The 25,421-nt window shown below is 53.4% G+C and carries 19 protein-coding genes; 3 read left to right on the top strand and 16 right to left on the bottom strand.

Annotated features, from left to right (window positions below):
* Window positions 1-67: 67 nt before the first annotated feature.
* The 8 genes from IT444_05845 to IT444_05810 all read right to left on the bottom strand — a co-directional run bounded on the left by IT444_05845 (window position 68) and on the right by IT444_05810 (window position 13,090).
* Window positions 68-1,042, bottom strand: coding sequence for a 3'(2'),5'-bisphosphate nucleotidase (locus IT444_05845; GenBank protein MCC7192290.1), 975 nt, complete (start codon window positions 1,040-1,042; stop codon window positions 68-70).
* A gap of 96 nt (window positions 1,043-1,138) precedes the next feature.
* Complete coding sequence (locus IT444_05840; GenBank protein MCC7192289.1) at window positions 1,139-3,088, bottom strand: beta-N-acetylhexosaminidase; 1,950 nt, start codon at window positions 3,086-3,088, stop codon at window positions 1,139-1,141.
* Between the two features lie 177 nt (window positions 3,089-3,265).
* A complete protein-coding gene (gene dnaB, locus IT444_05835; GenBank protein ID MCC7192288.1) occupies window positions 3,266-4,657 on the bottom strand; it encodes a replicative DNA helicase in 1,392 nt (463 codons plus the stop codon).
* A gap of 183 nt (window positions 4,658-4,840) precedes the next feature.
* A complete protein-coding gene (locus tag IT444_05830) occupies window positions 4,841-5,956 on the bottom strand; it encodes a mandelate racemase/muconate lactonizing enzyme family protein (protein ID MCC7192287.1) in 1,116 nt (371 codons plus the stop codon).
* 67 nt (window positions 5,957-6,023) lie between these two features.
* On the bottom strand, window positions 6,024-6,944 hold the full coding sequence (locus IT444_05825; protein ID MCC7192286.1) for a DUF58 domain-containing protein: 921 nt from the start codon (window positions 6,942-6,944) through the stop codon (window positions 6,024-6,026).
* Window positions 6,945-7,019: 75 nt separating this feature from the next.
* Complete coding sequence (locus IT444_05820) at window positions 7,020-8,057, bottom strand: MoxR family ATPase (protein ID MCC7192285.1); 1,038 nt, start codon at window positions 8,055-8,057, stop codon at window positions 7,020-7,022.
* 31 nt (window positions 8,058-8,088) lie between these two features.
* The gene (locus IT444_05815; protein ID MCC7192284.1) at window positions 8,089-11,265 is read right to left on the bottom strand and encodes a VWA domain-containing protein; all 3,177 of its coding nucleotides are present in this window, start codon (window positions 11,263-11,265) and stop codon (window positions 8,089-8,091) included.
* A 37-nt stretch (window positions 11,266-11,302) separates the two neighbouring features.
* Window positions 11,303-13,090, bottom strand: coding sequence for a hypothetical protein (locus IT444_05810; GenBank protein MCC7192283.1), 1,788 nt, complete (start codon window positions 13,088-13,090; stop codon window positions 11,303-11,305).
* A gap of 289 nt (window positions 13,091-13,379) precedes the next feature.
* Here IT444_05810 and IT444_05805 point away from each other — a divergent pair, with 289 nt between their 5' ends.
* A complete protein-coding gene (locus IT444_05805) occupies window positions 13,380-13,811 on the top strand; it encodes a hypothetical protein (GenBank protein ID MCC7192282.1) in 432 nt (143 codons plus the stop codon).
* A 96-nt stretch (window positions 13,812-13,907) separates the two neighbouring features.
* On the opposite strand, the gene kdsA is transcribed toward IT444_05805, so the two are convergent.
* From kdsA to IT444_05790, 3 genes are read right to left on the bottom strand one after another with little or no spacing between them, the layout of a single operon-like run.
* Window positions 13,908-14,765 (bottom strand): 3-deoxy-8-phosphooctulonate synthase, encoded by an 858-nt coding sequence (gene kdsA, locus IT444_05800; protein ID MCC7192281.1) that lies wholly within the window; start codon window positions 14,763-14,765, stop codon window positions 13,908-13,910.
* Between the two features lie 19 nt (window positions 14,766-14,784).
* Window positions 14,785-15,489 carry a deoxyribose-phosphate aldolase gene (gene deoC / locus IT444_05795; GenBank protein MCC7192280.1) on the bottom strand — a complete coding sequence of 235 codons (705 nt, stop codon included), beginning with the start codon at window positions 15,487-15,489 and terminating at the stop codon, window positions 14,785-14,787.
* Entirely contained in the window at window positions 15,486-16,400 is a 915-nt protein-coding gene (locus IT444_05790) for an alpha/beta fold hydrolase (protein MCC7192279.1), read from the bottom strand. Before IT444_05790 ends, deoC begins: the two co-directional genes overlap by 4 nt.
* 30 nt (window positions 16,401-16,430) lie before the next feature.
* Here IT444_05790 and IT444_05785 point away from each other — a divergent pair, with 30 nt between their 5' ends.
* Window positions 16,431-16,910, top strand: coding sequence for a nucleoside deaminase (locus tag IT444_05785; protein ID MCC7192278.1), 480 nt, complete (start codon window positions 16,431-16,433; stop codon window positions 16,908-16,910).
* 96 nt (window positions 16,911-17,006) lie between these two features.
* Here IT444_05785 and IT444_05780 read toward each other — a convergent pair whose 3' ends face one another.
* The 5 genes from IT444_05780 to IT444_05760 form a co-directional block, all read right to left on the bottom strand.
* Window positions 17,007-18,164: an LOG family protein gene (locus tag IT444_05780; protein ID MCC7192277.1), complete on the bottom strand. Its 1,158-nt coding sequence runs from the start codon at window positions 18,162-18,164 to the stop codon at window positions 17,007-17,009.
* A gap of 34 nt (window positions 18,165-18,198) precedes the next feature.
* Window positions 18,199-19,374 carry an alanine--glyoxylate aminotransferase family protein gene (locus IT444_05775; GenBank protein ID MCC7192276.1) on the bottom strand — a complete coding sequence of 392 codons (1,176 nt, stop codon included), beginning with the start codon at window positions 19,372-19,374 and terminating at the stop codon, window positions 18,199-18,201.
* Window positions 19,375-19,627: 253 nt separating this feature from the next.
* Window positions 19,628-20,938: a hypothetical protein gene (locus IT444_05770; GenBank protein ID MCC7192275.1), complete on the bottom strand. Its 1,311-nt coding sequence runs from the start codon at window positions 20,936-20,938 to the stop codon at window positions 19,628-19,630.
* A gap of 34 nt (window positions 20,939-20,972) precedes the next feature.
* On the bottom strand, window positions 20,973-22,259 hold the full coding sequence (locus IT444_05765; protein ID MCC7192274.1) for a DegT/DnrJ/EryC1/StrS family aminotransferase: 1,287 nt from the start codon (window positions 22,257-22,259) through the stop codon (window positions 20,973-20,975).
* A 36-nt stretch (window positions 22,260-22,295) separates the two neighbouring features.
* A complete protein-coding gene (locus IT444_05760; GenBank protein MCC7192273.1) occupies window positions 22,296-23,351 on the bottom strand; it encodes a class I fructose-bisphosphate aldolase in 1,056 nt (351 codons plus the stop codon).
* 108 nt (window positions 23,352-23,459) lie between these two features.
* Here IT444_05760 and IT444_05755 point away from each other — a divergent pair, with 108 nt between their 5' ends.
* Window positions 23,460-25,412 (top strand): ABC transporter ATP-binding protein, encoded by a 1,953-nt coding sequence (locus IT444_05755; GenBank protein ID MCC7192272.1) that lies wholly within the window; start codon window positions 23,460-23,462, stop codon window positions 25,410-25,412.
* Window positions 25,413-25,421: the final 9 nt, after the last annotated feature.

The raw sequence follows: 25,421 nt of genomic DNA, 5'->3' as shown, positions 1-25,421 counted from the left end.
GCCACTCACGCTAGCAGGTAAAACAGGTCTTTCTTCTGAGGACTACGCTCAAAAGGGCTGCTGTTCTTTATAGGTTGATCGCGTTGACTACAACTTCATGAACTAATGCATTGGTAGCGACCACGCCACGATTCGCCCGCAGTTCTTTACCTTGCGTAAAGTCAAGCGGATTACCGTCGATGTCAGTAACCCGACCACCTGCTTCTTCGACTGCGATCATCCCTGCTGCATGATCCCAGATTTTTTCACAGTAGTCTGCACGAGTCGGTAAACGCAGATAAATCTCAGCCTGACCAGCCGCAAGTGCTGCGTATTTTGCCTGGCTATCCATCCGCAGTGGTTTACTTGAAATGCCTAATCGCTGCGCAATCTGTGACGAGGCATCCTGATCCGAGTGACCGGATTCCACGGACTCACAAAACCGAGACGTTGTTACATCTTCCGTCCTGCTGACCTTGATTTGTTTACTTTTCTTCTTTTCATCCCAGAGTGAGAGCAGACGCGTACCCTGTCCGCGTTGTACTACCAGCAACACTCCTTCAACGTCTCCTTGCTTCAGGTTAGGGCACGCCAATGCTCCGAGCACCACCTTGCCCTTCTCAAGCAATGCAAGAGCTACCGCATATTGTTCCCCTCGCAGGAATCCTTTCGTGCCATCGATCGGATCAAGAGTCCAAAACCGTGGCTCGTGGCCGTCACCCGTGGCACCGTGCTCAATCCAAGTAAGAACTTCCTCATCAGTTGCTCCACCAAACACTTTTCGTACTTCATCACAAACCACTCCACGGAGTAATGTCCGTGTCGTTTCACGAAGCTCGCCGGTACCTTCTTCCGCAACGACCGTGTCGTCTGGAAATGCCTTCATCAACATCGAACACACCACAGCCTGCGATGCGAAGTCAGCAACTGTCACCGGGCTCTTATCCTTCTTGGAAAGTGCCTCAACAGTCGCCAATCGCTGCTGCACACTCCGGCAGACCTGCGACGCATGTCGGACTGCATCAATCGCAACTTGTATCTCACGATCAAGATTCAACTTCATCACTCCATTATCAAACTGATCTCACGAGCAAGTTTGCCTCGCTATCAATAAGCAGGAAAAACGCGGCCAAGCATTTTGGAAGATATTTCCAGCCTATCACGTGACCACGCTCGCACTGACGATTTTGCGATAAGCCGGCCCGCCATATCCCAATCTTCCCTCAGGAAAGTCACTGATGGGTAACCTCTTTTCAGCAAGCTCCGGCAGAGACTTAACCCGCCCTTGCAGGTAATCATCCAGGCGTAATTTGGTTGAATGCAACCGACCCTCCAGACCAGACCACCTTAGATCCTGTACCTCATAGCCGTTAGGTTTATAAAGCTCAAACCACATAGCGCGATATGCTTCATGTGCTTGTTTCACGCGACGAAGCACTTCGGGTAATACATGACGACTCAGTCGAATCAAAACTTTTCGATTCTTCTTGGTGTATGCCTCTCGAAGACGGACACCTAAATCAGCTTTGAGCTCCAAAACACGAGATAGCCTGTAGACGAACTCCAGCAGGTGTTTTTCACATTGGCCCGCTTTACGTGCATCGACAATATTTGCAGTGACTTTTTGGTATTCCTCGGTCAGAGGCAGATCCTCAATATGGCCGTCATAAATGCCCACCATCGGATCATTCCATAGCAGGTAGTTGCCGGGGTTGTGGCCAAAGAAATTGATACCCCGTATATCCAACTTATCTTTCACATACTCTGGCATGTTGATGCCGAGATGTTTCGCCCACTCTCTCATCGTGGGGGATAAGGTGGGTGGCGAATCAATTTGCTCGCCAACGAGCAGTGCATCCAAATCCCACCCACACGTTCCGCGGAACTGCCGCGTCAGATCCACATTGCTAACCGTATCTCGATAGCCGTGTTCGGCGAAGTGCTGCAGAGCAGGAAGAGCGGACAACATGTTGCACGCCCCACCATCATCCCCCCACAACGTGGTGAAGGCCTCTCGAATACCGCGTCCTTTGGCGGCAATCATGCCTGCATCAGTATCCAGCAGTGCGTGTGAGGTATGAGTCCACCAGACATTGTCGGTCCAAAGGCCAGGAGCAAAAATAGGCTCCTTTCCCATCGCTCGATGGACGTCAATCTTGTCCTCATAATATTTGGGGTAACACTGGTAGTAGTTCCAAAATACGAGCTGGACTTCGCGGGGTAGTTTCGCAGCCACTTCCGGAGGAATGCTCCCGCCGTGCTCCTCGGCAATGGTGAAAAACATATCACTCCAGATCATCGGCTGGAGCCCAACGCCGGTTGCTATCTCCACCACACGAGCCAGATGGTCCGTCATCAAATCGAAGTTCGTCTTACCTGCTGCAGGCTTATTTCGGCCTAGTCCAAGTTTTGCCTCGTCCATCCCAAGGTGAATTCGTTTCGAGCGATATGGGGCACTGGCGGCCCGAATCAGTTTTTCGATCAACTTGTACGTTTTAGGCTCGCCAATCCACAGCACATCAGGCGATCCAGTCACTTCACCATATTGCTTCCACCATCGCAGAGGTTGCGCCAGATGTGCGAGCGTCTGAATACACGGAATCATCTCGATACCCAGTCTCGCTGCGTAGTCATCAAGCTCACGCAGTTCTTTCTGGGTGTATCGACCGCGAAGGTATCCGATGTGCGGCTCGTCAGGGACCTCATAAGTGTCCTCTGTGTAGAGCATGAACAGATTCATACCCATCAATGCCATGCGTGATAAAAAGTATTTGACCGTGGCAAGCAATGGCACTGCATTACGGGAACAGTCCATCATCAGGCCAAGCGTATCAAGCCGTGGTTTTTCCTCATAGCTCGGGGGGATCTCACGCGTTTCCACAAAGCCACGTAAAGCAGATAAAGCGCGAAGGACTTGCGGAATGGTCTTGCCACTGATGCGGATCTGTGTTGAGCAGACCTCGAAACGCGGGCCGTCACCGGCAAGTTCCAAGGAAAGAGTCGCGGATTTTCCTTTTGTAGTGGAAACAGGGAATCCGGACTTGGCAATCTCTGCGATAGCTGCCCGTAAAGGCGCAGCAGTCCTCTGAGGATCGTACGAAAGCTTCATGTGTTCTATTCCAAAAGTAGGAGACGGGAATATGACATGATCAGGCACAACAGGCAACCATATATCTAATCCGGGAAACGCGATCTGACAGGAAAAGTGGCCGCATCACGGTAGGAGCTGAATAGCGACCTTACATAATTCCCATTCGATGTCAGAGACACTGCGTGACTCTAAGAGTTACGGCGCCCCGCCACCTGCAAGATTATTGAATCGTGTCGTCGCACTCTGGAAATGTAATTTCACCGTACCCGTCGGTCCGTTACGCTGCTTGGCGATTATCAACTCTGCAATATTATCATCCACGTGTCCCTCTTCTTTGCGGCGATAATAGTCTTCGCGATGAAGCATCATCACCACATCCGCATCCTGCTCGATCGAACCTGACTCTCGCAAGTCGCTCATGATCGGGCGATGACCTTCACGATTCGCAGTTTGACGGTTCAACTGGCTGAGACATACCACAGGAACTTTTATCTCTCGCGCCAAGGCTTTGATCCCGCGCGAAATTGTGGACACTTCCTGCTCCCGCGAATCGGTACGAGAACCAGCGGACATAAGTTGGAGGTAATCGATAAAAATCGCCTGAATATGATGCCGCTGTGCAAGTCTTCGTGCTTTAGCGCGTAACCCCAGCAGGGTCAACCCTGGCGTATCGTCGATAAAAATCGGCGCATCACTGAGTTGGCCACAGGCATCCTGTAGTACTGCCCAGTCGTCCGCACGGATCATGTTCCGCCGCAGCCGTTGCGAATCGACGCCGCTGCGTGAACAAAGAAGTCGTTGAGCCAATTGCTGTTTGCTCATCTCCAAAGAAAAAATGGCAACAGGCTGTTTACTGGTCACCCCGATATGTTCAGCAATATTAAGAGCGAGTGCCGTTTTACCCATGCTTGGCCGCGCTGCGAGGATAAGCAACTCACCGCTTTGCAAGCCGCTGAGCATCTCGTCAAGCTCAATAAATCCTGTCGCCAGTCCTGAAATCGCACGCCCATCATGCGTTTCGAGGCGGGTGTAAGTCTCCTGAATCAGTGAGTGCAGATCACTGGCATCCGTCGTTGATTTCGTCTCAGTAAGATCAAAGATTTGTTGCTCCGCACGGTCCAGCAAGTCATCCACCGGATCGCTGCTCGTGTACGCTTCAAACAGAACATTTCCTGCAGCCTCAATCAGTTTCCGCAGAATAGATTTCTCACGCACGAGTCTGGCGTAATACGCCGCACTTGTAGCGGAAGGTACAGACTCAAAAAGCTCTACGAGATACTTGATTCCTCCAACATTTTCCAACTCACCGCGATCTTTGAGCATCTGCTGAAGATGCACAGCATCAATCGGCTGGTTTTTGTCGTAAAGGTCAACGAGTACCTGGTAGATCGCAGCGTGTGACGGCTTATAGAAGTCTTCCTTGCCTTTGAGGATCTGAACCACTTCACCAATAACCAAGCCATCAAGGATCATCGATCCCAGCAGAGCCATCTCCGCTTCAATTGCATGCGGCGGAAGCTTATCGAAAAGCTTGCCTAATTCGACGCGATTGGTGTCAAAAGATCGGCGGAGTGGAACAGTGGACATAGTGCCTCATCATTCGCCGCTGCAAGTTAATTTGCAACTGCAAAATCACGCCGTGGACAAGATGTCGCATGACCCTCCCCCACGATCGTAACCCTCGACCACACCGAATCGAATAAAAAGTCGTGTGCCACGGTTACTCACCGGTATCTCAATCCGAACAGAAACCACAACGCTTTACGTCAACTATGACTGCCGATACTTTTCGATTGTCGCCATATTCAGTGTCACGCCGAGGCCTGGAGATTGTGGAACATCTACGTATCCATTCACTACAGGGAATCTCTCCCTGGTGGTCTCCTGACGAAGCGGGCCCTCTTCAACACAATATTCGAGTATTACGCCGTTTTGAATTGCCGCCATAAAATGGATACTCGCTGCGACACTGATCCCCGTTTTATATGCATGATTGCATACCCCTCGCCCCAATCCTCGCGCGATATCGGCGATTCGCATGGCGGCGGTCAATCCACCGCAACGCGCAACATCCGGTTGGACAATATCAATGCCGCCTTCGCGCATTAACCGTTCAAAAAAAGGAGGATTTGATTCGCCTTCACCTGCCGCGATCCGTGTCGGTGAACTTTCGCTGAGTTTTCCATAACCTGAGTAATCGTCAGCCAGAAGAGGTTCTTCAATCCAGAACGGATTGAATTGCCGCAGCATCTGCTCTCGCAGGACGGCTGTTTTCCAGTTCCACGCACAACCGACATCAATCATGAAATCACGGTCCGGTCCAAGCGCTGATCGTGCAGCGGCGGCATGCTGTTCATCAAGCCTGGCGTCAGTACCAAATGGCCCCCAGCCGAACTTCACCGCTGTGAACCCTGCATTCGCCCATCGTTTACCGATCGCGTGTGTTTCTTCCGGTGTGCTACCAAAGAGGATCGACGCATAGGCGCGGAGCTTTTGTTGATACGCCCCACCAAGCAGACGATAGACCGGCTGGCCGGTGACCTTGCCGAGTATATCCCATAAGGCAATGTCCACGCCGGAGATCGCGTGGATCGCCGGACCAAATCGTCCGTAATAGATCGAGGCGCGATACATCTTGTCCCATAGCCGGTGTATATCACGAGGATCTTCACCCACCAGCACATTGGCCAGACCGTTGGCGATGGCGTGACTCATGGGTGCTTCAATAACCGCCTTGGCGACCGTCGGCGCGGAATCCACCTCGCCGATTCCGGTAATGCCTGCATCCGTATGTACAAGCACTACAAGGTCGTCCTGCGTACCGTCACAGTCTGTGGTGACCACCGGCAGACGGAGATAAATAGCTTCAACTTTTGTAATTTTCATGATGCGACAGATTAACAAATAAGGAGATATGTGAAGACACCTGCGTTCTTCGTATTCTTTTCGCTCTTCATCCCAGTAGGCCGCGTTCACGCAAGTACTTCAAGATCAACGTATCAAATGGCACGGACGTATCACTGAACAGGTATGCAATGTCCCGCCGTACGCACATATTTCGCACGTGGTTACAGTAGGCTTGGAGATTGACTTTGTAACGCTTGAGAAGCTCGGAACTCATTGATACCTCAGCCTCGTCACCGTCCTCAATATCAAATAGCCGAACATCACCAACAACTCCCCCTTTGGCGGGGTCTATTTCCTGCGGCGATAGAAGCTGAATCACATAACCGTCGTAACGGTCACCTGCGAGATAGCGCAGCGCAGTTGCTAAATCACCCTTATCGAAAAAGTCACTGACCAGAACAACAATCCCCTTCTGCATCTGTGTAAGAGCAAAGCGTTTTGTGGCAGCGGCGAGGTTGCCTGGGCGATCACTGGGTACCTGCATCATCAGAAAATCAAGCATCTGAGGGATCGGTCTGCGCCCTCGCAGATTGGGTAGGTGGCCAACCACGCCTTCTGCGAAAGCAAAAAGGTGCACCCGGTTGTAGTTCACTAAGCCAATGTATCCCAAGGCTGCCACGAGCCGTTTTTGATAGTCAAGTTTTCCAGGATCGCCAAAATCCATCGACCGCGACATATCAAAGAGAATGGATAGCGAAAGATCTTCCTCCTCCATGAAAAGCCGCAGGAAGAGCTTGTCGAGCCGGGCGTACAGATTCCAATCAATACGGCGTAGATCATCGCCAATGACATAGTTTCGATAGTCAGCAAATTCGACAGATTGTCCCCGTCTTTTGCTACGTCGTTCGCCCTTGAGTTTTCCCAGAAGAACCTTGCGGGACAGCACATCCAAGCGGTCAAGCCGATGCATAAAGACGGGATCAAGCAGGGTTGAAGAAGATAGCCGTGTCACAAGTCTGATGCCCAAAACATTTTGTTACCTTCGCAAGGCTTCGGCCAAGATCGGATCCATCGATACTGTCTACTGCATCATTCGACAGGCTCACTTCGCCAACGCTTCCACTTTCAGATGGTCCACGATGTCATTGAGGATCATGTCCGTCGTCATGCCTTCCGCCTGTCCTTCGAAGTTCAGCAAAATACGATGCCGCATCGCGGGAAGGATGACTTTTTTGATGTCATCCACACTGACGTGAGTACGACCTTCAAGCAATGCCTGAACCTTGCTGCCGAGGACCAGCGATTGAGCTGCACGAGGCGATGCCCCGAAGCGAAGAAACTGCTTTGCGAGGCTCGACGCTAATTCCCCATCCGGATGCGTTGCCATCACGCAACGTACCGCGTAATCCTGCACATGTGGAGCAATGATGACGCGACGGACAATCTGCTGGAATCGCAGGATCGTCGGGCCGTCGAGTACGGGATCAATACGCGGGGACTCGCCTCCTGTTGTTCGGTTCAAAATCGTGTGCATCTCTTCGCGCGAAGCGTAACCAACGGAAAGCTTGTAAAAAAATCGATCAAGCTGCGCCTCCGGGAGCGGATAGGTACCCTCCTGCTCGATCGGATTTTGTGTAGCCATGACGAAAAATGGCTGCTCCATAAGGTGCGTCTTGCCGCCAACCGTCACGCTTTTTTCCTGCATAGCCTCGAGCATTGCGCTTTGAGTTTTAGGTGTGGCTCGGTTGATTTCATCGGCAAGCACAATTTGCGCGAAGATAGGGCCGGGTTGGAAGCGGAATTCACGCCCGGTCGTTCGGCCGTCGGCCGCCTGAGTTTCGAGCACAATCGTGGTACCCGTAATATCCGCGGGCATGAGATCAGGCGTAAACTGCACACGGCTGAATTTAAGCGACAGAGCCTGACTCAGGCTGCGAATTAAAAGCGTCTTGCCCAGACCGGGTACACCTTCAAGCAGCGCGTGTCCGCCAACAAACAGGCAGGTCAGTACTCCGTCGATGATCTCCTGCTGGCCGACGATAACTTTCGCAATCTGTTGTTTCACGCCAGCGTAGGCTTTCTGAAACTCTGCTGCCTGTGCCAGAACCTCGGCGTCTTCAATGTTGAGGTTGTTAGCCATAAATTGATCTCCTACGACTCGTGATGAGTGGTTAATCCTCTCTGCGATCGTCAATGTTCTTTTGCGCGCGACGTTTGGCGTCAAGCAACCTGCTGGTTGTCACAGGAGTATCTTTTACACCCTTTTGAGGAGCAGTAGGCGGAGCACCCGACTCACTGACTTGCGCGCCACCCACCGCCTGTGCAAAGTTTTCCAGAGCCGCTTTATTTCCAGATGCTTCAAATTTACGCCCACTGGCCACAGTCGGAGTGGAATCTTCAGGCCGCGCCAATGGTTGACCGGCCAACTGGTCATTGACCACTCTGGCTCGTACTTTGAGGGCGTCGAGCGTGCCTGGGGCTTCGTTACTGCGAGTTGATCCTGCGCCCGCCACCGCGCCGAGCCAACGCTTAAATATTGTCCATATGGTGCCGAAATTCCATGCAATACGACGGCAGGCTACATCTAGTAAAAAGACGATAAATAACCAAAAAAGCAACATACGCCACACCGGGCGGATGGATCGTGTCGGCTCAACTTGCGTGCGGTCAAAAAGTGATCCGGGTGTCGGTTTGGAGGGATCTAGCACCCTGCCGCCGGTGATCTGTGCAACCTGTTCAAGCAAGGCGCGGTTGGAGCGGAAGTTTCGTAATTCCATACCTCCGGGCCGGCTCGCTCCGCCGAAGATCGCCCGTCGTTCCCCGCGAGCGTTTTGAGCAAAGAGAGTGACAATGTAGTTACCCTCATTGATAGCGGGTACTGACGCCTCATAGATACCCGGCCCGATTTGATTCAGTACCACCGTTTTCACCGACCCGTCCGGCAGAAGAATGGAGCCGGACACGTTGAGAAACCCGCCGAAACCTTCATTTTCATCTTCATCAGAACTGCCGGTATCAAGTCGCAGATAGAGCGTGTTGTTACGAATACTCGAAATCATGTCGAATTGACGCGAGTCGGACGGCCGAGCGATCATTCTTATCGTGCGTAACCAGAAGTCGGCATAACCGCTCCACTCAAGCCACGAAGTCGCCCAGTGGTTAGTGGCGTCGGATGTAAATGCAGCAGTGCGACCAAGCCCGACCTGCCAGTGGGCAAACAGAGGCTCGCCTTCAGTGCCGACCATCGGCATAAATACACGCCGATCCTGCTTTGGCCCCGTAAGCACAAGCCCTTTAAGCTCCGGCGTAGAGTTAATCCCCGCCATGACCGGTGAACCCGTCGCAATCAACCGCGGACGAAACGGAATTTCCTTAATCAAGTTTTTGCGAACCGAACGTGCTTCCTTAATAAAAACCTGTGGCAATCGTTTAGGGTCCACAATCGGGTGATATTGCCCCTTCCCCATTTGCGCCAGACGGGAAAGGAGAGCGTTATCCACATCTGAACCGACACCGATCGTCGATAACGTGATCCCTTTCTCCCGCATCTTGCGGGTTAAACCTGCGTAGTCACCATCGGGACTTTGACCATCTGTCAGAAGAATGATGTGCTTGGCTGCGGCGTCCTGAGCTTTGAGCGGTGCCAAAGCATCGTATGCATCAACCAGTGCTGGAAAAATATTTGTGCCTCCCATTGGCTGAATGCTGCGCACCAACTTTGCCGTTTCTAATGGTTTCGTGTTCTTTGAAAGAGGCACGATCCATTCATTGCCGTCAGAAAACGCCAATACGCCGATCAGGTCCTGTGGAAAAAGCGTTGCCAATGCGAGTACGGCAGCTTCGTTGGCTACGACTTGCTTCGAAGTAGTTCCATCCGCAGGTGACATCATTGATCCAGAGCGATCAATCACGATAACCAGAGCACCTGACGGCACCACCGTCTGACTGGGAATGCGGCACTCCACTGGCAGGATTTTGTCTATCGGGGTATTGGTCCACCCGCCGGCACCAAAACTATCCGGCCCGCCAATCATCAAAAATCCTCCACCCATATCGCCGACATAGCGCGTCAGCATTCTCTGCTGCGCGGACATGATGAGATCCTGCGGAACATTCTGAAAAATCACAGCGTCGTAGCGTTGCAGATCCGCGAGGTTCACCGGCAACTCACCGGGCTGGATCAGATCGAGCTTGATATTGTGCGACTGAAGCATCCGGGGTAATGATTCGCCGGAACCAGTTCCAAGCGTGTCCACAAAGAGTACTTTCCCCTGACCATGCACAAGCGTGAAAGCCTCGGCCTGATTATTCGATGCTATTTGATCTGTGGATTTTTCCGCTGGCTCAAAGATGGCTTGGAAGCGATTCGCTCCGCTATAGGACATAGGTAATTCAACCAACCTTACACATGTAAATCGTCCGGAAGTCAACGGAGCAGTGGAGCCTCTCTCAACAGAACCGCTCTCCGTTTCTGGCGCCCAGTCTTGAACGTGGATTGTTGAGCCATTACCGGGTGCTGCGCCGTTGAGATCAAGCGGGTAGCCATCGTGTTTGAGATAAAGCTGACCGTTTACCGGGTTGGTCGCACGGAGTACAACGCGCAAGGCCACTGTCTGTCCTTCACGCGCCTCAGCAGGCACATAAATGCCGTCAACCATGACTTCATTCGTAACTTCATAGTCAAGCGGCAGCACATCAATCGGAATACCCAGCGACTTCGCCTCATATGCAGCCGCCAGCAACTCGCCAGCCGCGCTCACGGCCCCCCTGTCCCGGTTAGTTGAGCTGCTGACCGTAGGATTACCGTCACTGATGAAGATAATTCGTTTTGCACTATCAGGCGGCTGAGTCGCAATGGACATACGGATACCCTCTGCCGCATCTGTGCCGTCCCTCATCTGGGTTACCGCAGTCGCAGGGGAGTCCATCATGAACGAAGGTTTTGCGCGTACACTTGCCTCACCCTTGAAGATCACTTCTCCATAGAGATCGTCGGTGCGTTTCCCCTGTGCAGCGGTTTTGAGGTATCGCCGCGCCCACTCATCGGGTGTTAATTCTGTTGTGGATGTATTTCCTTCGCTTGACGGCAGAGGCGGCGGCTTGAAATATCGCATCACTGAATCAGAAACGTCCATTGCTGAGACGACGGTGAGATCCGTATGCCAACGGACAAACTGCAGACCCGCAAGCATGAGAATGATGATCGTCAGTACCGATATACGCAGACCGATCGCGATCCAACGCCGTAGAGGATCGAGTGTTTTAAGGCTATAAACCCCTAGCCAGACCATCGGTACGCCAAGCAGCAGCAACCACAGCAGCTCGGGATGATCAAAGCGAAAGAGCATTGTGTGTCAGAGTATGGCGGATGATTCAGAATTTATCTCACTTTTCATCCGGCGTCGTCGGTAACTGATCGAAATACTCTTTGATCGGTTCGTGATATTTTCGAGGCACACGATCATCCGTGACCGCTTTTTCCGCATCCTGCTTCGCCTCGGTGACTGCTTGACTGTATGTAACTTTTGACTCCCCCTTGCCGACCTCTCCCTCCGACATCCAGGACGCTATCACCCGGCCATCCTGCGGATTCATATCACTGGTTGCATCAGATTGGTAACCAGCAAGTTTCTGTTCCGTACCGATCGCTGGCCCCCCTTTGCCGGCACCTGCTTTCGAGCCACCCTGGCCATGTGTGGGCATTGGGTTGGCTCCCTCGTTCGGCTTGCCTGCCAGAGACTGTATCGCCTTCTGTGCGGCCGATTGTGCCGCCCGGGCATCTTTGGCTTGGTTAGAAGCCTGACCCATTTCTGATAATCGATCACAAGCCGACTTGCACTCACCTTCCGTGGAATTAGCGGCTTCATTGAGATCGGGAGTATCCGCAGAATTTTTTGGAACCTGCGTTTCGCTGGGCTTTCCAACGGTAGAGGACGACGTCGGCTGAGACGCGGGATTATTACCGCCTTTGCACATCGACTCACTCATCTTTTGAAGTGGTTGTGATAGAGAGCGAGTAGCCTGCGCTGTCTTTTCAGACGCTTTTGCTTCATTGGCCTTCTGTGCAGCACGTTGTGCGGTCTGCTGAGCCTGAGACGATCTATTTCCCTGATTTTGGAGAGCCTCTTTGATTTGCTCCTGGGGCATTCCCTGCTTTTTGAGTTGATCGATCTGGTCCTTGCTCAGGCCGGCATTTCGAAGGGCCTGCTCAGCCTGTTCTTGAGCTTTTTCCTGTTGTGCCTCCGATTCCTGTGCCGATTCTTCAAGTTGCCTGGCGATGTTCTCAAGTTGTTTGCCGGCAGTTTGCTTTTCAGAGTCACTCAACTTGCCCGATTGCGCCGCTTTGGTGAGTTCCTGAAGTTCATTCTGTGCCTGTTCATAATCACCACGCCGTAATGCGTCGGCAAACTTATCCGCTGGGCCGTCCATCTGCGGATCGGTACGACTCAAAGCATTCTGCATTGCTTTGGCTTCTTGCTCTTTCCGTTCAGCCGTCTCACCAAGCTTTTCTTCCACTGTTGAGAGCTTTGCCGCAGCATTTTTTCGCATTTCCGGATCACGCAAATCTTTTGGGGACAGCTCAGTCAACGTAGCGATTGATTCCTGGTCCGACTTGTCCTTATTCAATAACGGCTCTGTCTCCTTCAATTTTTCGACCGCGTTGACTACCTGGGCTACATCCTCCTGCGATTGCTTAGCTACAGCCTGCTGAGCAAGCCGCTCTGATCGTTGGGAGCCAATACCCAGTAAATCCATCGTCGGTATCAGGACAAACAATAGAACGAACACCCCAACAGCAACCGGTACCCAGCTCCAGATACGTGTCAAGCGGATGCGAAACGCTTTCCCAAGGTAGAGCTTACTTGCAGTTGCTCGCGCCTCCTCGATCGCACGACGCGCAAAGGGATCGTTTGATACAGTCTCCGCGTAAAGTGACGTGGCCAGTCGATCCTTCAGACCTAACCGGTCGTCGATCAGAGTCGCTACTTCCAGCGTGCTTGGTTGGCGCGACCATGCAATCAATGGTGCAGCCAGCAAAGCTGAACCAGCGATCACCGCATAAATCCACCCCCCCACTGATATGGAGCAAAGCCGTCCCGTAACCATCACGGCTGCTGCGAGCGTAGTCGCCATCAGCGTGGCCCAGCCCAAAGCCTGAAGGCAAGTCTGCATAAACATCCGTCGGCGGGCGGCCGTAATCGAACGATGAATGGGATTTTCTGTGCTCATGCTGGCCTCGCCGGAAGATCAGGTCGGACGGTGTGTCAGGCCACAAACAATATATACGTCATCTATCGTCAGGCAGATGCCGTCATTAGTCCATCAATTTGACGTTGACGTAGCTTGAAAAGTTCATCAAATCATACAAATGGGATCCTGCACGGACCACTTTTCTGTAATGTCTGGATGGAAAGCTGATGACACGAGGTAAGACCGTTAGAATGCTCTGGAGGAGACCCGTATGACTACAGCCTCGCCCGATCATTCCAACCCTGATGAAGATGATTTTCTTGCCGACGTCGAAGAGGAATCCGACGAGCAACCGAGTGAGGAAAATGTCGAGGAACCGGCTGAGTTCGACTTTTCCGCCATCTCTGCTCCGTCGTCCTCCCGTCCGCGAGCTGTTGTCCCAGCCAAGCCCAAGACATCTATCAAGGAGATCGCTGTACCGCTGTTATTCACTGTCGGCGTCATTCTTCTGATACCAGCGGTTTGGGGCACACTCGTGCTAGCGGGTTCCATCGAATCAAAAAGAGAAGGTGCCAAAGGAATGGCAGCAGCGATGCTCGTGTGCTATCCCGTCGCACTCTGCCTCATTGGGGGTGGAATCCTCTTTTTACGCCAAGTAATGAAGGAAAAGGCACGCCACGCCAGCGTGATCAGCAAAGAATAATACCGTGGCATCTGGGCTTCGGACGACGAACTGTGATTGAGTAGCCTTCCCGAAAATTTCACTGCAAACGACGTGTACGAAACCACCAGATTGATCTCACAAAATCTGATGAACAGTTTTGTGCAATCTCGCCAAGCTACCCAGTAAAGGTATCACTTCTGCCAAGGGCAGCATCGTCGCCCCATCTGAAAGTGCTTTGGTTGGCTCAGGATGCGTCTCGATGAATAAAGCCTGTACGCCAGCCGCTACAGCACAGCGCGCAAGCGTGAGAGCACGTTCCGGTCGGCCTCCGGAAGTCTTGCTTTCTCCAGGCTTCTGCGTTGAGTGCGTCACGTCAAAGCACACCGGCCAACCCATCTCCATCATGTCAGCCAAACCCACAAAATCATTCACCAGACGATGGTACCCAAAGAAGGTGCCCCGTTCGGTCAGAATAATCCCGCCCTCTTTAGAGGCACTCCGAACCCGGCCCGCTTTCGTCGCGCTCGCTTCTTCCAGTTTCGTCACCACGTTCACCATTTCAGATGGAGAAAGAAACTGCCCTTTTTTTACATTGACCGCCCGACCCGTCTTCCCCGCAGCCACCAGTAAATCCGTCTGCCGACATAGAAACGCCGGAATCTGGAGTAAATCGATCACCTCCGCCGCAAGGACTGCTTGCGCAGATTCGTGAATATCCGTTGTCACAGGTACACCGAGTTTTGTCTTCACTTTTTCAAGCAAGCGCAACCCCGCATTGATACCCGGGCCGCGAACGCTTTTAATCGACGTACGATTCGCTTTATCAAAACTGGCTTTGAAGATGTATCCCAATCCCAGCTCGATGCAGCGATCTCGTAATGCCTCACCAATTTTCAAACACAGATCAAGTGACTCCGCGGTACACGGCCCCGCGATGATGGCAAGCGGCGATTGAGGGCCGATGTTCACAGAGCCAACTCGTGTTGTCTTCATGCCTTTTACCGTTGCCATATCAATAACCCGCCCCAGTGGTCGGTTTAGATCCTTGAATAATCGCTACGCTGGCTGAGCATCCGAGCCGGTCCGCGCCGGCGTCGATCATTTTTTTAGCATCATCAAAAGTCCTGATGCCACCCGATGCCTTCACATACAGTCCGCCGGAATGTTTTTTCAGGAGCTTGACTGCTTCGGTTGTCGCACCGCCTGCACTATGGAAGCCGGTTGAGGTCTTCACAAAATCACACCCGCTTTCACGAGCCGCTGTGCAGCCAGCCGCGATTCTCGCTTCTCCCTCAACTACGTCCACCCCGTGCATCAGAGCGGCGGTCTCAAGAATCACCTTGATAATGATCTTTGGATTCACAGTGCGAGTAGCACGCACAATCTCCATGAACTCAGCCTTGGCGGCAATGATGTCTTTTTTCAAGAGGTACGGCAGGTGTGCAACAAAGTCGATCTCCTCCGCACCCTCCTTTGCCGCACTGGTGGCTTCAATGGCCTTGATCGTAGCCTTATTCGCACCTAACGGAAATCCCACGACGACACAGGTCTTTACTCCACTGCCACGCAATTCTTTAGCGACGTCTGCTGCGAATATGCCGTTGATGCAACAGGAGGCGAACCCGTGCTCTGTCGCTTCGGCGACGAGCTTATGTACCTCTGACCGGGTGGCTTCCGCTTTGAGGATGGTGTGATCAATCCGACCAGCTAGATTCATATTGCTCTCCGTTTCGGTTCCGCCGCGGTATTAAGGCCAGCAAAGAAAATCGTGACTACTTCGCGGTAACGTTCCGGCTCAATTTTCATCAAATCCAGATGCGCTCCATTTTCAAACTCTACGAGTTGGCCGCGACCTTCGGCTACTGCCTCGACTATCTGCCGTGCTGCGATCATTGGCGAAATAGGATCCATTGCCCCATGCAACAGCATAAGCGGGCAATGCAATTGAGCCGCATGGCGAGCGCGATCGAATGCTCGATCCGACGAATATCGCAAGACCAGCCACAGACCGACGAGGTGATAAAACGGCCATAGCGGCCAACGGTTGATGTGATAATATCCGGCAACCGGCTGCATGCCGCGACGATAGGCCGACTCACCAATAACTCCCGCAATGTTATCCGGATTGCGGGCGGCAGCAGCAATGGAAATACCCGCACCCATCGATAACCCAACGAGAACTACTAGCCGGTTCGTTTCGGAAACATGGGCTACCAATTCAAGAAGATCGCCCACTTCAGTTGTTCCCAGCCGACTCGCAGCCGCGGATGACTCCCCCTGCCCGCGAAGGTCGTAAGCCACAATGCTTGAAGCAAAGTCCGCAAACTGCTCGACCCACGGCAGAACACCGTAACGCCCATCACCCCAGCCGTGAGTGATGATTACAACGGGGCCATCCTCCTTTTTACCCTTGATCTTCCAAACAGGCGTTCGTTCGCCATCCGCAAAGGAAAATATTTCCTCATCATGCTCAAGTCCCAGTTCCGCAGGGCTGGTGGCCCATCCGCGTCCGATCGCCACGGCATAGGTCAACCGGCGCGGATGCGTCATGAGATAGACCGTTGCCGCCGAAATACTGATAACTAACAATCCAGCAGCCACGAGAAAAAGGATGAACAGGCCGGCCATCACGAGAGTTTAGTGGCTCGTGGTACGCTGATGAAATCAGAGCGTGGAGTACGAGTCATCGAAAACCATCTCAATTATCAGAGTCTGCTTAATGAGGCGTATGAAGAAGCACTGCAGGGACTGCGCGAAGGCGGCCTGCCCATCGGTTCGATCTTGGCAGACTCAACAGGTCGGATTGTCGCTCGTGGTCACAATCTGCGCGTGCAGACTGGCGATCCAACCGCCCATGCTGAGGTCACTTGTATCCGCAATGCGGGAAGACGACGTGACTGGACAACACTCACACTCGTGAGCACGCTTTCACCATGCATCATGTGTACCGGCACAAGCCTGCTTTACCGCATACCGCGCGTGGTGATCGGTGAAAGCGAAAACTTCCTTGGAGCAGAAGATTTGTTCGTTAAGCACAAAGTCGAGGTAATCAGGCTCAATGATCCTCGATGCATCGCTCTGATGCATGAGTTCATTAAATCGCGGCCGGACTTATGGAATGAAGATATCGGGATTTAGTACTGATCCGCTGAAGGCAGAAGCTCAAACAGTACGAGTAACCACGTCACTCAATGATGCAATCTGATTCCGCGTTATGGAATCTTTCGCACTTGATTAAATCTCCGGCCCGATGATTTTTACTCCCTCTTCTTCAGCAATTTCCGACAAGCCACGGTCGCTCTCATTGACACCGACCTCCGCTGCCTCCACTGCAGTCTCTTTCAGCGGCGGCAGACTCGGTAATGTATTTAGCCGGTCGATCAAATGACGCAATCGAGCCAGCGATCGACGGTTAAACGCCAACGATAAACACGCCATTTCAGGAAATTTCGACTCCGGCTCAAATCGAGATGTCATGCTGGCGGTAATCGTGCCTCCGGTAAGTATGTCGGCAAACTTCGTATTCAGATCATCAAGCTCCTCCGGCGTTGGCGCGTGCTTGATCCGCAGGATGAGATCGTCACGGACATAACGCAGCGACTGATAGTTGCTGTAAAACTGCGTGATGTGCTTCACCGCATCGGCTGCATCGTTGGTGATGTGGTAGAGAGAAGTATCTTCCGGCGAGATCATTCCGTTGCCCAGCAGTTCCTTCCTTACGAAGCGGTCCCATTCCTTCCAGTAGCTGCCGCCCGCATGTTCGATCATTACGATCGGTAACGGATCAGCTCGTCCCGTCTGAACCAGAGTAAGTACTTCAAACCCTTCGTCGTGAGTTCCAAAGCCACCCGGGAAAAGCGCGATCGCGTGCGTTTCCTTCACGAAAATCAACTTACGCGAAAAAAAGTAGCGAAAGTGGATGAGCTTATCGTCGCCGGCAATCGCCTTATTGGTGCTCTGCTCAAAAGGCAGCTTGATCGCAACACCAAACGAGTGCGCCTGACCAGCACCGACGTTGCCCGCTTGCATAATGCCCGGCCCAGCACCGGTGATCACCATGAAACCCGCCTCCGCACAGAGTCGGGCCATATGTTCCGCGAGAACGTAATCGGGATGTTCAGGTTTGGTCCGCGCGGAGCCAAACATGCTCACCTTGCGCCGATGTCGATATCCCTTAAATGTCTTGAAGGCATAGCGCAGTTCCTTGAACGCACGGAGCATGAGCCGCATCTCCCCTCGGCCGGGATCGTCGGCGGACAGCTTAACGACAGCCTGAATCAGCTCCGCGGCTATTTCACGGTCAGCGGTGCCTTCCACCTGGCTGAGCAATTCCAGACATCGTTGTATTACCGCTTGGTCGTTGGCTTTCATCGCAACCGGATTTATCGGCATATCTGACCCCGGGGAGTAGTCCGGAGGATTTCGCTTACGCGTTCAAAACCTTTCCTGCCGCAGCAACCGCACTTCCCGCCGCAATGGTTGCACCGGAAGACCGCAGCTCACTTTCAATAGCTGCGAGGCCTGCCAGCGTATCTCCCGCATCCACATAACCCATATGGGAGATGCGGAAAATCTTGCCCTCCCATGCCGCACCTCGACCAGACTGCCCGCCGGCGATGTGTACGCCATGGTTGTCGCGGACTGCCGCACGGAATTTCTTGTCGTCCACACCATCCGGATAAAACGCTCCCGTCACTGAGTCGGAAGGCGAAGAGCTGCAAAGCTTCAATCCCATCGCAAGAAACGCCGCACGTCCTGCCGCGGCGAGTCTATTCGCACGAGTCCAAACATTTTCTAAACCCTCCGCTTCGATCATCTCCAGAGCCACACGCTGCCCGCGAATCAGGCTCACCGGCGGAGTAAACGGCACATCATTTTTCTGCCAGCTCTTAAGCCACCGTCGCAGATCAAGGTTGTAGTAACCCTGCGGTTTGACCTCTTCGAGCCGTTTGAGTGCCCGCTCGCCAAGCCCGACAAACCCAAGACCCGGCGGGAGCATTAAAGCTTTTTGTGACCCGGTTACGAGACAATCAATACCCCACGCATCCATTTCAACGGGTATTGAGCCGACCGACGTGATGCCGTCCACAAGGAGAAGCGCATCCGTTTTCGAAACAACTGCCGCGATCGCCTTGATGGCGCATGCGGTAGCTGTTGATGTTTCGCTGTGGCAAAGGGCGACAGCACTCACGCCTGGATTTGCTTTGATCGTGTCCTCAATCTGAGCTGCTGTGACAGCACTGCCCCATGCAACGTTGAGTTTGATGACCTCGAGGCCGAGCGTCTTCGCATATGAATCGTAAATGTCCTGCCATCGTTCTCCGAACTTTCCGCTGGCGACGGCAATCACTTTCGATCCCGGCCTCGCCAGTGATATCTGTGCCGCTTCAAAAGCCGTGGTTCCCGATCCCGCAATGCTCAGCACAGGGCCTTTCGTGCGGTAGAGTTTTTGCAATCGTTCCGAAAGATCCTTAAAGATCGCTTGGAATTGCTTCGTGCGGTGATGGATGATCGGTTGAGCCATTTCCAGCAGTACCGCTTCAGGTACAGAGGTCGGGCCGGGAGTGAGCAGGCGTTGCTTGAAAGATAGTTTGGCAGGCATGGACTTCACCTTGAATAAAGGGAAATAATGCAGTTCCGAACCGCGCATGTTAAGAATTGACCGCTGGTCCGCAAACCACGCACGAAGATTGCATCTGCCGCAACCCTTATGAGCAGCAAGACCATTCAGTAAATCCAGCGCGTTAACTTTTAGAAGCGATTACGGGCTTTTCGTCCGATTAAACGCTCCCTTGCATGTTCGGCTTCGTTGTAGCACCGCAGTCATCGGAATGATTGCGTCCTAACGCATCCGACTAGCGGAAGACTTGCTGCAGTAATCGGCGTGAAGCCTCGACGATTAGCTCACCTGTTTGTTCTGGCAGCTTGGCGGTACGTGACGGCCAGACGCTGTACCCTCCCCGTGCAAATGCCTCGCGTGTTGGAACATAACCACAGTAGCCGTCGGTCAGTTCCGCAACCATCGTGACCCGCGCAGGTGAACCCTTTTTAATTTCATGTCCGAGTCTGCAATAAAGCTCCGCGGGATTAGTGCAGATCGCCGCATCGCCGATGCGCAGAACATTCAACCGTACCTCAGCTTCGCGTGTAGCCAATACGCTGTTCCAAAGGGCACGCTCCGCGAGGTAATAATCCCTCGCTCCCGCCCATTGAACCTGTTTTTCGGGAGAAAAGTCCGCAGGCCAGGGTCGAATCGGAATCCGCAATGTCTCACTGGCGATGCGTAGTACCGGATCACGCATCGACGTGACAAACGGTGCGGCATTTTCCCAGATTACTCGCAAGACTTCTCCGCCAAGGTATGCACCGCTCTTGCGGGCTCCTTCTTCACCGCGCCACGGCTGGATGGCCAGCGGGTTATTCTCCATGATTGAAGGCGCAGTATCGCCTGCCGCCCCCGTGAGATAGACGATTCCCGCAGCATGGCCGAGGTTGCCGAGGTTTGTTCGAACGAACCGCCTCATCTCTCCGGGGAAGTCGGCAGAATAAAACGACTCTCCCTCCAAGCAGTTCGGATGACTTGCAAACCCGGTAATGATGGTTTTGACGACCCCATTTTTTCGTCTTGCGATGATGACGGGGACCGTGCCGTCCCGCGGGCCTTCGATCCCTGAGAAATCCTTGTTCCAACTCCCGTAATACATATCGCACCGACCGTCGGGATGCAGCCCACGACGATTCCAACCCATCTGCTCAATGAACCCTTCGCCGGAAAAAAGATCGGTCTCTTCAAGGTCAGCGATCGCTGCGGCGACGGCGCGCACGATCGCGGGCTGCAGTTCGGCCATGTAGGACTCGCTCATTTTGCCGGGGAGATAGTCGAGCGTGCACGGAGCAACGTGCGTATGAGTCGAGTGCAGGATCACATGAGCGGAGGGAATGCCATGCGTTTGCTCACAAACCTTCTGAACCTGACGAACAAATTCATCCGGAAGCATTCCCACATCAACAGACACAATAGCCAGCGTCGTTTCACCTTGACGAAACACCACCGCATTGGCTGTCAGTGCATCGCGCGTATAGCCAGCTTTACGCACATGAAGTTGCCCCATCAGATCAAGAGACTCAGTGGGCGTGATATCTGCGGTAGCGGAGCCGGTCAGCATGGCTGGTTCCTAAAACTTAAGTGTCAGCAAAACATCACACTGCAAGATCATCAAGATTTTCGAATACTTTTCTTACCCCCGCAGCCATCGCATCGACCTGTGCATTGGCGTTGGGGGGACGGTGACCGTTGACCGCTAACCAGATACATGTGTCGATGCACTGCTGCGCCACGGGGTACTGAGACAGGTCGTAACTGATATCCGGTCGCGCGAACCCGCAAGTCCAGGGGCAACCATGTCCGTAACCATTCTTCGCCTGGAATACGGTGTGCGCGGGAAGCATCCATCGCGCAGCGCCCATCGGTACGCCTTCTGCCTTCAGCGCATTAACTACCGCAGTTTGTAAAGCTGGCAACGGCACGCCGCGTTTTGCTGCGTAGGCGGGATCGGGACGGGCAACGTAGGCGTATCCGTTGGTTTCCTGATCTTTCGTACTAAACGGCCTAGTCAGGTTTGGAGTGCCCTCCATCGCACGATCAAGTCGTCGCCAGTTGGCACGAGCTTCATCATTGGTACGGGTCAGCTTTCGAAGCTGGCTACGGGCAAACGCCGCGGGCAGATCGCTCGTGCGGTACATCCAGCCCATGCCGTAGGCATGAAAATCTCGTTTGGCTTCGGGAGCACGCATCTCGCCAAAGTTCATCAGTGCCCTTCCCTTTACGTGCATGTCCTCGTCTTCGGTAACAAATAGTCCCCCCTCACCACCGCAGAAGTTTTTGTTTTGATTCAGGCTGAATGCACTGCAATGGCCGAACGTGCCGACCTTTCGCCCTTTGAAAAGTGAGCCATGTGCCTGGCACGCATCCTCGACAACGAAAAGCCCCTTGCGTTTCGCGATATCCATGATCGCGTCCATATCGCAGGGTACGCCCCAGTAGTGGACGGGGAGTATGGCCTTGGTTTTGGGTGAAATTGCTTTTTCAATTCTCGACGGATCGATGAGCATCGTCTTCCACTCGACATCTACGAAGATGGGAATCGCATTGTGGTGGAGGATGCAGGTCGCGCTGGAAGTCCATGACAGCGAAGTGGTGATGACTTCATCACCCGCGCCGACGCCGCACGCAGCAAGCCCCATGTGCAGGGCTGCGGTACCGGAATTGGTTACCGCGCAGTATTTGTTGCCGTTCCACGCGGCAAACTCATCCTGCAAAGCGACACAGTTTGGCCCCCATGCATGATTATTCTGCCGCAGTGAAGCGAGCACCATCGCTTCGTCATCCTGATCGACACGCGGCCAGACCTCGAACTTCACGTCATCAGGTACAGCCTTGGGGCCGCCATTGATTGCGAGTTTGGACGTGGAAACAGTTGTAGCCATATTTTCCTCGGTATGTTCTGGGTTTCGGGTCTGGCGTCAGGCAACAGTTACAGTTTGATCAAGGTAAACATCTTGAATCGCGTTGAGAAGAGCGATGCCCTCTTTCATGGGACGCTGAAATGCCTTGCGTCCGGAGATAAGCCCCATGCCGCCTGCTCGTTTGTTGATTACCGCAGTGCGTACAGCCTCTGCCAGATCGCTCTCTCCTTTGCTTTCGCCTCCAGAGTTGATCAGTGGCGCACGGCCATTGAATCCATTGACAACCTGGTAGCGAGTCAACTCGATGGGATGGTCGTCAGGCGTGAGCTTGGTGTAAACGTCCTTATGTGTCTTGCCGAATTTCAGCGCGTTGTAACCGCCATTGTTAGTCGGTAATTTCTGCTTGATGATGTCTGCCTGAATCGTCACCCCAAGATGATTCGCCTGACCTGTGAGGTCGGCAGCAGTGTGAAAATCCTTGTCAGCCGTCTTGAATGCCGGGTTGCGAAGATAGCACCACAACACCGTCACGAGGCCAAGCTCGTGAGCCCGTGCAAATGCAGCGGATACCTCTTGAATCTGCCGACCGGATTCCTCGCTGCCAAAGTAGATGGTCGCACCTACCGCCACTGCACCTAGCTGGTAAGCCTGCTCAACGCTGGCAAACATGATCTGGTCGTATTTATTGGGATAAGTAAGAAACTCATTGTGATTGAGCTTCACAAGGAAGGGAATCTTGTGCGCATATTTTCGCGCGACCGCACCGCAGACGCCAAGAGTCGAGGCGACGGCGTTACATCCGCCTTCAATAGCCAGCTTCACGATGTTTTCAGGGTCAAAGTAGAGCGGATTCGGCGCAAAACTCGCTCCCGCTGAATGCTCCACTCCCTGATCAACCGGCAGAATTGAAACGTAACCTGTGCCGGCAAGACGGCCGTGACCAAGCAGTGCCTGAAAGTTGCGCAATACCTGCGGGCTGCGATCGCTCACGGAAAGGACACGATCCACAAAATCCGGGCCGGGCAAATGAAGCTTGTCACGAGCAAAGCCGCGTGCCTTATACGAAAGCAGCGCATCGGCATCATTCCCCAGTAGATCACGAATATTCGGCATGGAAACCTCCGATCTTCACGGACATCATATCCACCCTTATTCGCAACTCTGGGTTGGAAACTCTAAACTACGGTGTTTTAGCCATCAGAATCCTCGGAATCCCTGCCTGTGTCGTCTGCCGGTTTCTCACATAAATCCCTCGAATCGTTCTTCGCTGGTGCGCAGACGACCAACTGGGGTCTCATCAAGTGGATGGTCAGGCTTGGCTTGTCATTCCCGCGCCGTTGTCTGACGCTCCTGTGTATCCACCTCGTAATGCTCGGACTGACGCTCGGCGGGCTTTCGCTGGTCGGAACCGCCATCGACCTCATTAAATATGTCGTAGGGGACGGTCCTCGGCCGACGCTTCCGCTCCATCTGCCGTTTCCAGAGGCAGGTCTTGCTGCTCCCATGAAAGCGCTGATCTTCCTTGGTGTCGGCATTGTGCTGCTGGCATTGGTTCGGATGGGGCTACGCTACGGCACTGCGGTTGCGACATCACAGTTGATCAACACCATCATGATCAAGCTGCGAACAGCGGTTTATGACAAACTTCAGAGACTCTCCTTTCGTTTCTTTGACGCCAATGAGACTGGTTCAATCATTAACCGCGCCACCAGCGATGTAGCGGGGATCGCCTCATTCGCCGAGTGGGCGATCATCCAAATCATCGTCCTGCTTATCACGCTGGTGGCGTACTTCCTGTTCATGCTCCAAATGCATCCGACGCTCACACTCGTCGGGTTGGCAACCTCTCCACTGCTCATGGTCGCGTCAATCTGGTATTCGCACTCCGTCCGGCCGGCCCTGGAGCATAAGAGCAAACTCTACGATCGTGTCATTCTCACGCTCTCCGAAAACGTACTGGGGCAACACGTCGTCAAAGGTTTCGCTCTCGAGGATGCGGAAATTGCAAAATTTCACGCTGCCAATGACGCTTTCCGCGTGCAGCAGCGATGGCTGTTCAAACGCAGTTCGCTTTACAGCTCGACGGTATGGCTTCTGACACAGGTGAATCTTGTAGTCGTGCTGCTCTATGGCGGCTTTCTCGTTATTGCAGATCATGGCAACCCGTCGGCCTCGTTCACCGTTGGTTCACTGATCGTTTTTGCCGCCCTGCTTCAACAGTTTTCCTCCCAGGTCGAAGCAATCGCCAATGTGGCTAACACGCTCCAAGCCAGCCTGACCTCGGCTGGGCGTGTTTACGAAGTGCTGCACGCGCCTCTGGAGATTTCCAGCGCACCTGACGCCATTTCCATCAGCCGGTTGCGCGGAGACGTCGAGTTTGATCGCGTTTCGTTTGGCTATTTTCCCAGCGAGCCGGTGCTCACAGATCTGTCTTTCAAGGTACAGGCCGGACAGTGTGTGGCGATCCTTGGAGCGACGGGAACGGGCAAGAGCACGCTGTTATCGCTAATCCCCCGCTTTTACGACCCCACTGGCGGCCGACTGCTCATCGACGGCATCGACGTACGAAAGATCAAACTCGAAGACCTGCGAAGAAACATCGGCCTGGTTTTTCAGGAGAGTTTTCTTTTCAGTAACACGATTGCGAATAATATCGCTTTCGGTCAGCCCAATGCATCGCGTGAGCAGGTGATTAAGGCAGCACAAATCGCCGCAGCCCATGACTTCATCATGGAATTGCCTAAAGGTTACGACACAGTCATCGGTGAACAGGGCATGACACTCTCCGGCGGGCAGCGACAGCGGCTTGCGATCGCCAGAGCCATCCTTCTTGAACCGGCGATTCTGATCCTCGACGACGCCACAGCCGCGATCGACCCTGAGACCGAACACGAAATTCTTCTGGCTATGGACAACGCAATGAAGGGACGCACGACATTCGTCGTAGCCCACAGGCTCAGCACGCTGAACCGAGCGGATTTCGTCATCGTGCTCGATCGCGGGCGGATCGTCGAAGCTGGCACGCAGGATGAGCTGATGAAACGCGGCGGACGGTACATGGAAGTTGCAAAGGTTCAGGTGGGAGACGCTGAAAGCCGGGACATCATGAAAGCACGGCTGTGGTACGAGGGGCAAATCCCGTCGCTGCTCGATGATGTGAGGGCGATTGAATGACTGCGATGA

It is taken from the genome of Phycisphaeraceae bacterium, assembly GCA_020851465.1.
GTDB lineage: Bacteria > Planctomycetota > Phycisphaerae > Phycisphaerales > Phycisphaeraceae > JADZCR01.
The sequence above is the reverse complement of the archived record's forward strand: the minus strand, read 5'-3'. Positions and strand labels throughout refer to the sequence as shown.

Coding starts and splice junctions, on each gene's coding strand:
- IT444_05845 (MCC7192290.1), bottom strand. CDS start 1,042: ATGAAGTTGAATCTTGATCGTGAGATACAAGTTGCGATTGATGCAGTC.
- IT444_05840 (MCC7192289.1), bottom strand. CDS start 3,088: ATGAAGCTTTCGTACGATCCTCAGAGGACTGCTGCGCCTTTACGGGCA.
- dnaB (MCC7192288.1), bottom strand. CDS start 4,657: ATGTCCACTGTTCCACTCCGCCGATCTTTTGACACCAATCGCGTCGAA.
- IT444_05830 (MCC7192287.1), bottom strand. CDS start 5,956: ATGAAAATTACAAAAGTTGAAGCTATTTATCTCCGTCTGCCGGTGGTC.
- IT444_05820 (MCC7192285.1), bottom strand. CDS start 8,057: ATGGCTAACAACCTCAACATTGAAGACGCCGAGGTTCTGGCACAGGCA.
- IT444_05815 (MCC7192284.1), bottom strand. CDS start 11,265: ATGCTCTTTCGCTTTGATCATCCCGAGCTGCTGTGGTTGCTGCTGCTT.
- IT444_05810 (MCC7192283.1), bottom strand. CDS start 13,090: ATGCAGACTTGCCTTCAGGCTTTGGGCTGGGCCACGCTGATGGCGACT.
- IT444_05805 (MCC7192282.1), top strand. CDS start 13,380: ATGACTACAGCCTCGCCCGATCATTCCAACCCTGATGAAGATGATTTT.
- kdsA (MCC7192281.1), bottom strand. CDS start 14,765: ATGAAGACAACACGAGTTGGCTCTGTGAACATCGGCCCTCAATCGCCG.
- deoC (MCC7192280.1), bottom strand. CDS start 15,489: ATGAATCTAGCTGGTCGGATTGATCACACCATCCTCAAAGCGGAAGCC.
- IT444_05790 (MCC7192279.1), bottom strand. CDS start 16,400: ATGGCCGGCCTGTTCATCCTTTTTCTCGTGGCTGCTGGATTGTTAGTT.
- IT444_05785 (MCC7192278.1), top strand. CDS start 16,431: ATGAAATCAGAGCGTGGAGTACGAGTCATCGAAAACCATCTCAATTAT.
- IT444_05780 (MCC7192277.1), bottom strand. CDS start 18,164: ATGCCGATAAATCCGGTTGCGATGAAAGCCAACGACCAAGCGGTAATA.
- IT444_05775 (MCC7192276.1), bottom strand. CDS start 19,374: ATGCCTGCCAAACTATCTTTCAAGCAACGCCTGCTCACTCCCGGCCCG.
- IT444_05770 (MCC7192275.1), bottom strand. CDS start 20,938: ATGCTGACCGGCTCCGCTACCGCAGATATCACGCCCACTGAGTCTCTT.
- IT444_05765 (MCC7192274.1), bottom strand. CDS start 22,259: ATGGCTACAACTGTTTCCACGTCCAAACTCGCAATCAATGGCGGCCCC.
- IT444_05760 (MCC7192273.1), bottom strand. CDS start 23,351: ATGCCGAATATTCGTGATCTACTGGGGAATGATGCCGATGCGCTGCTT.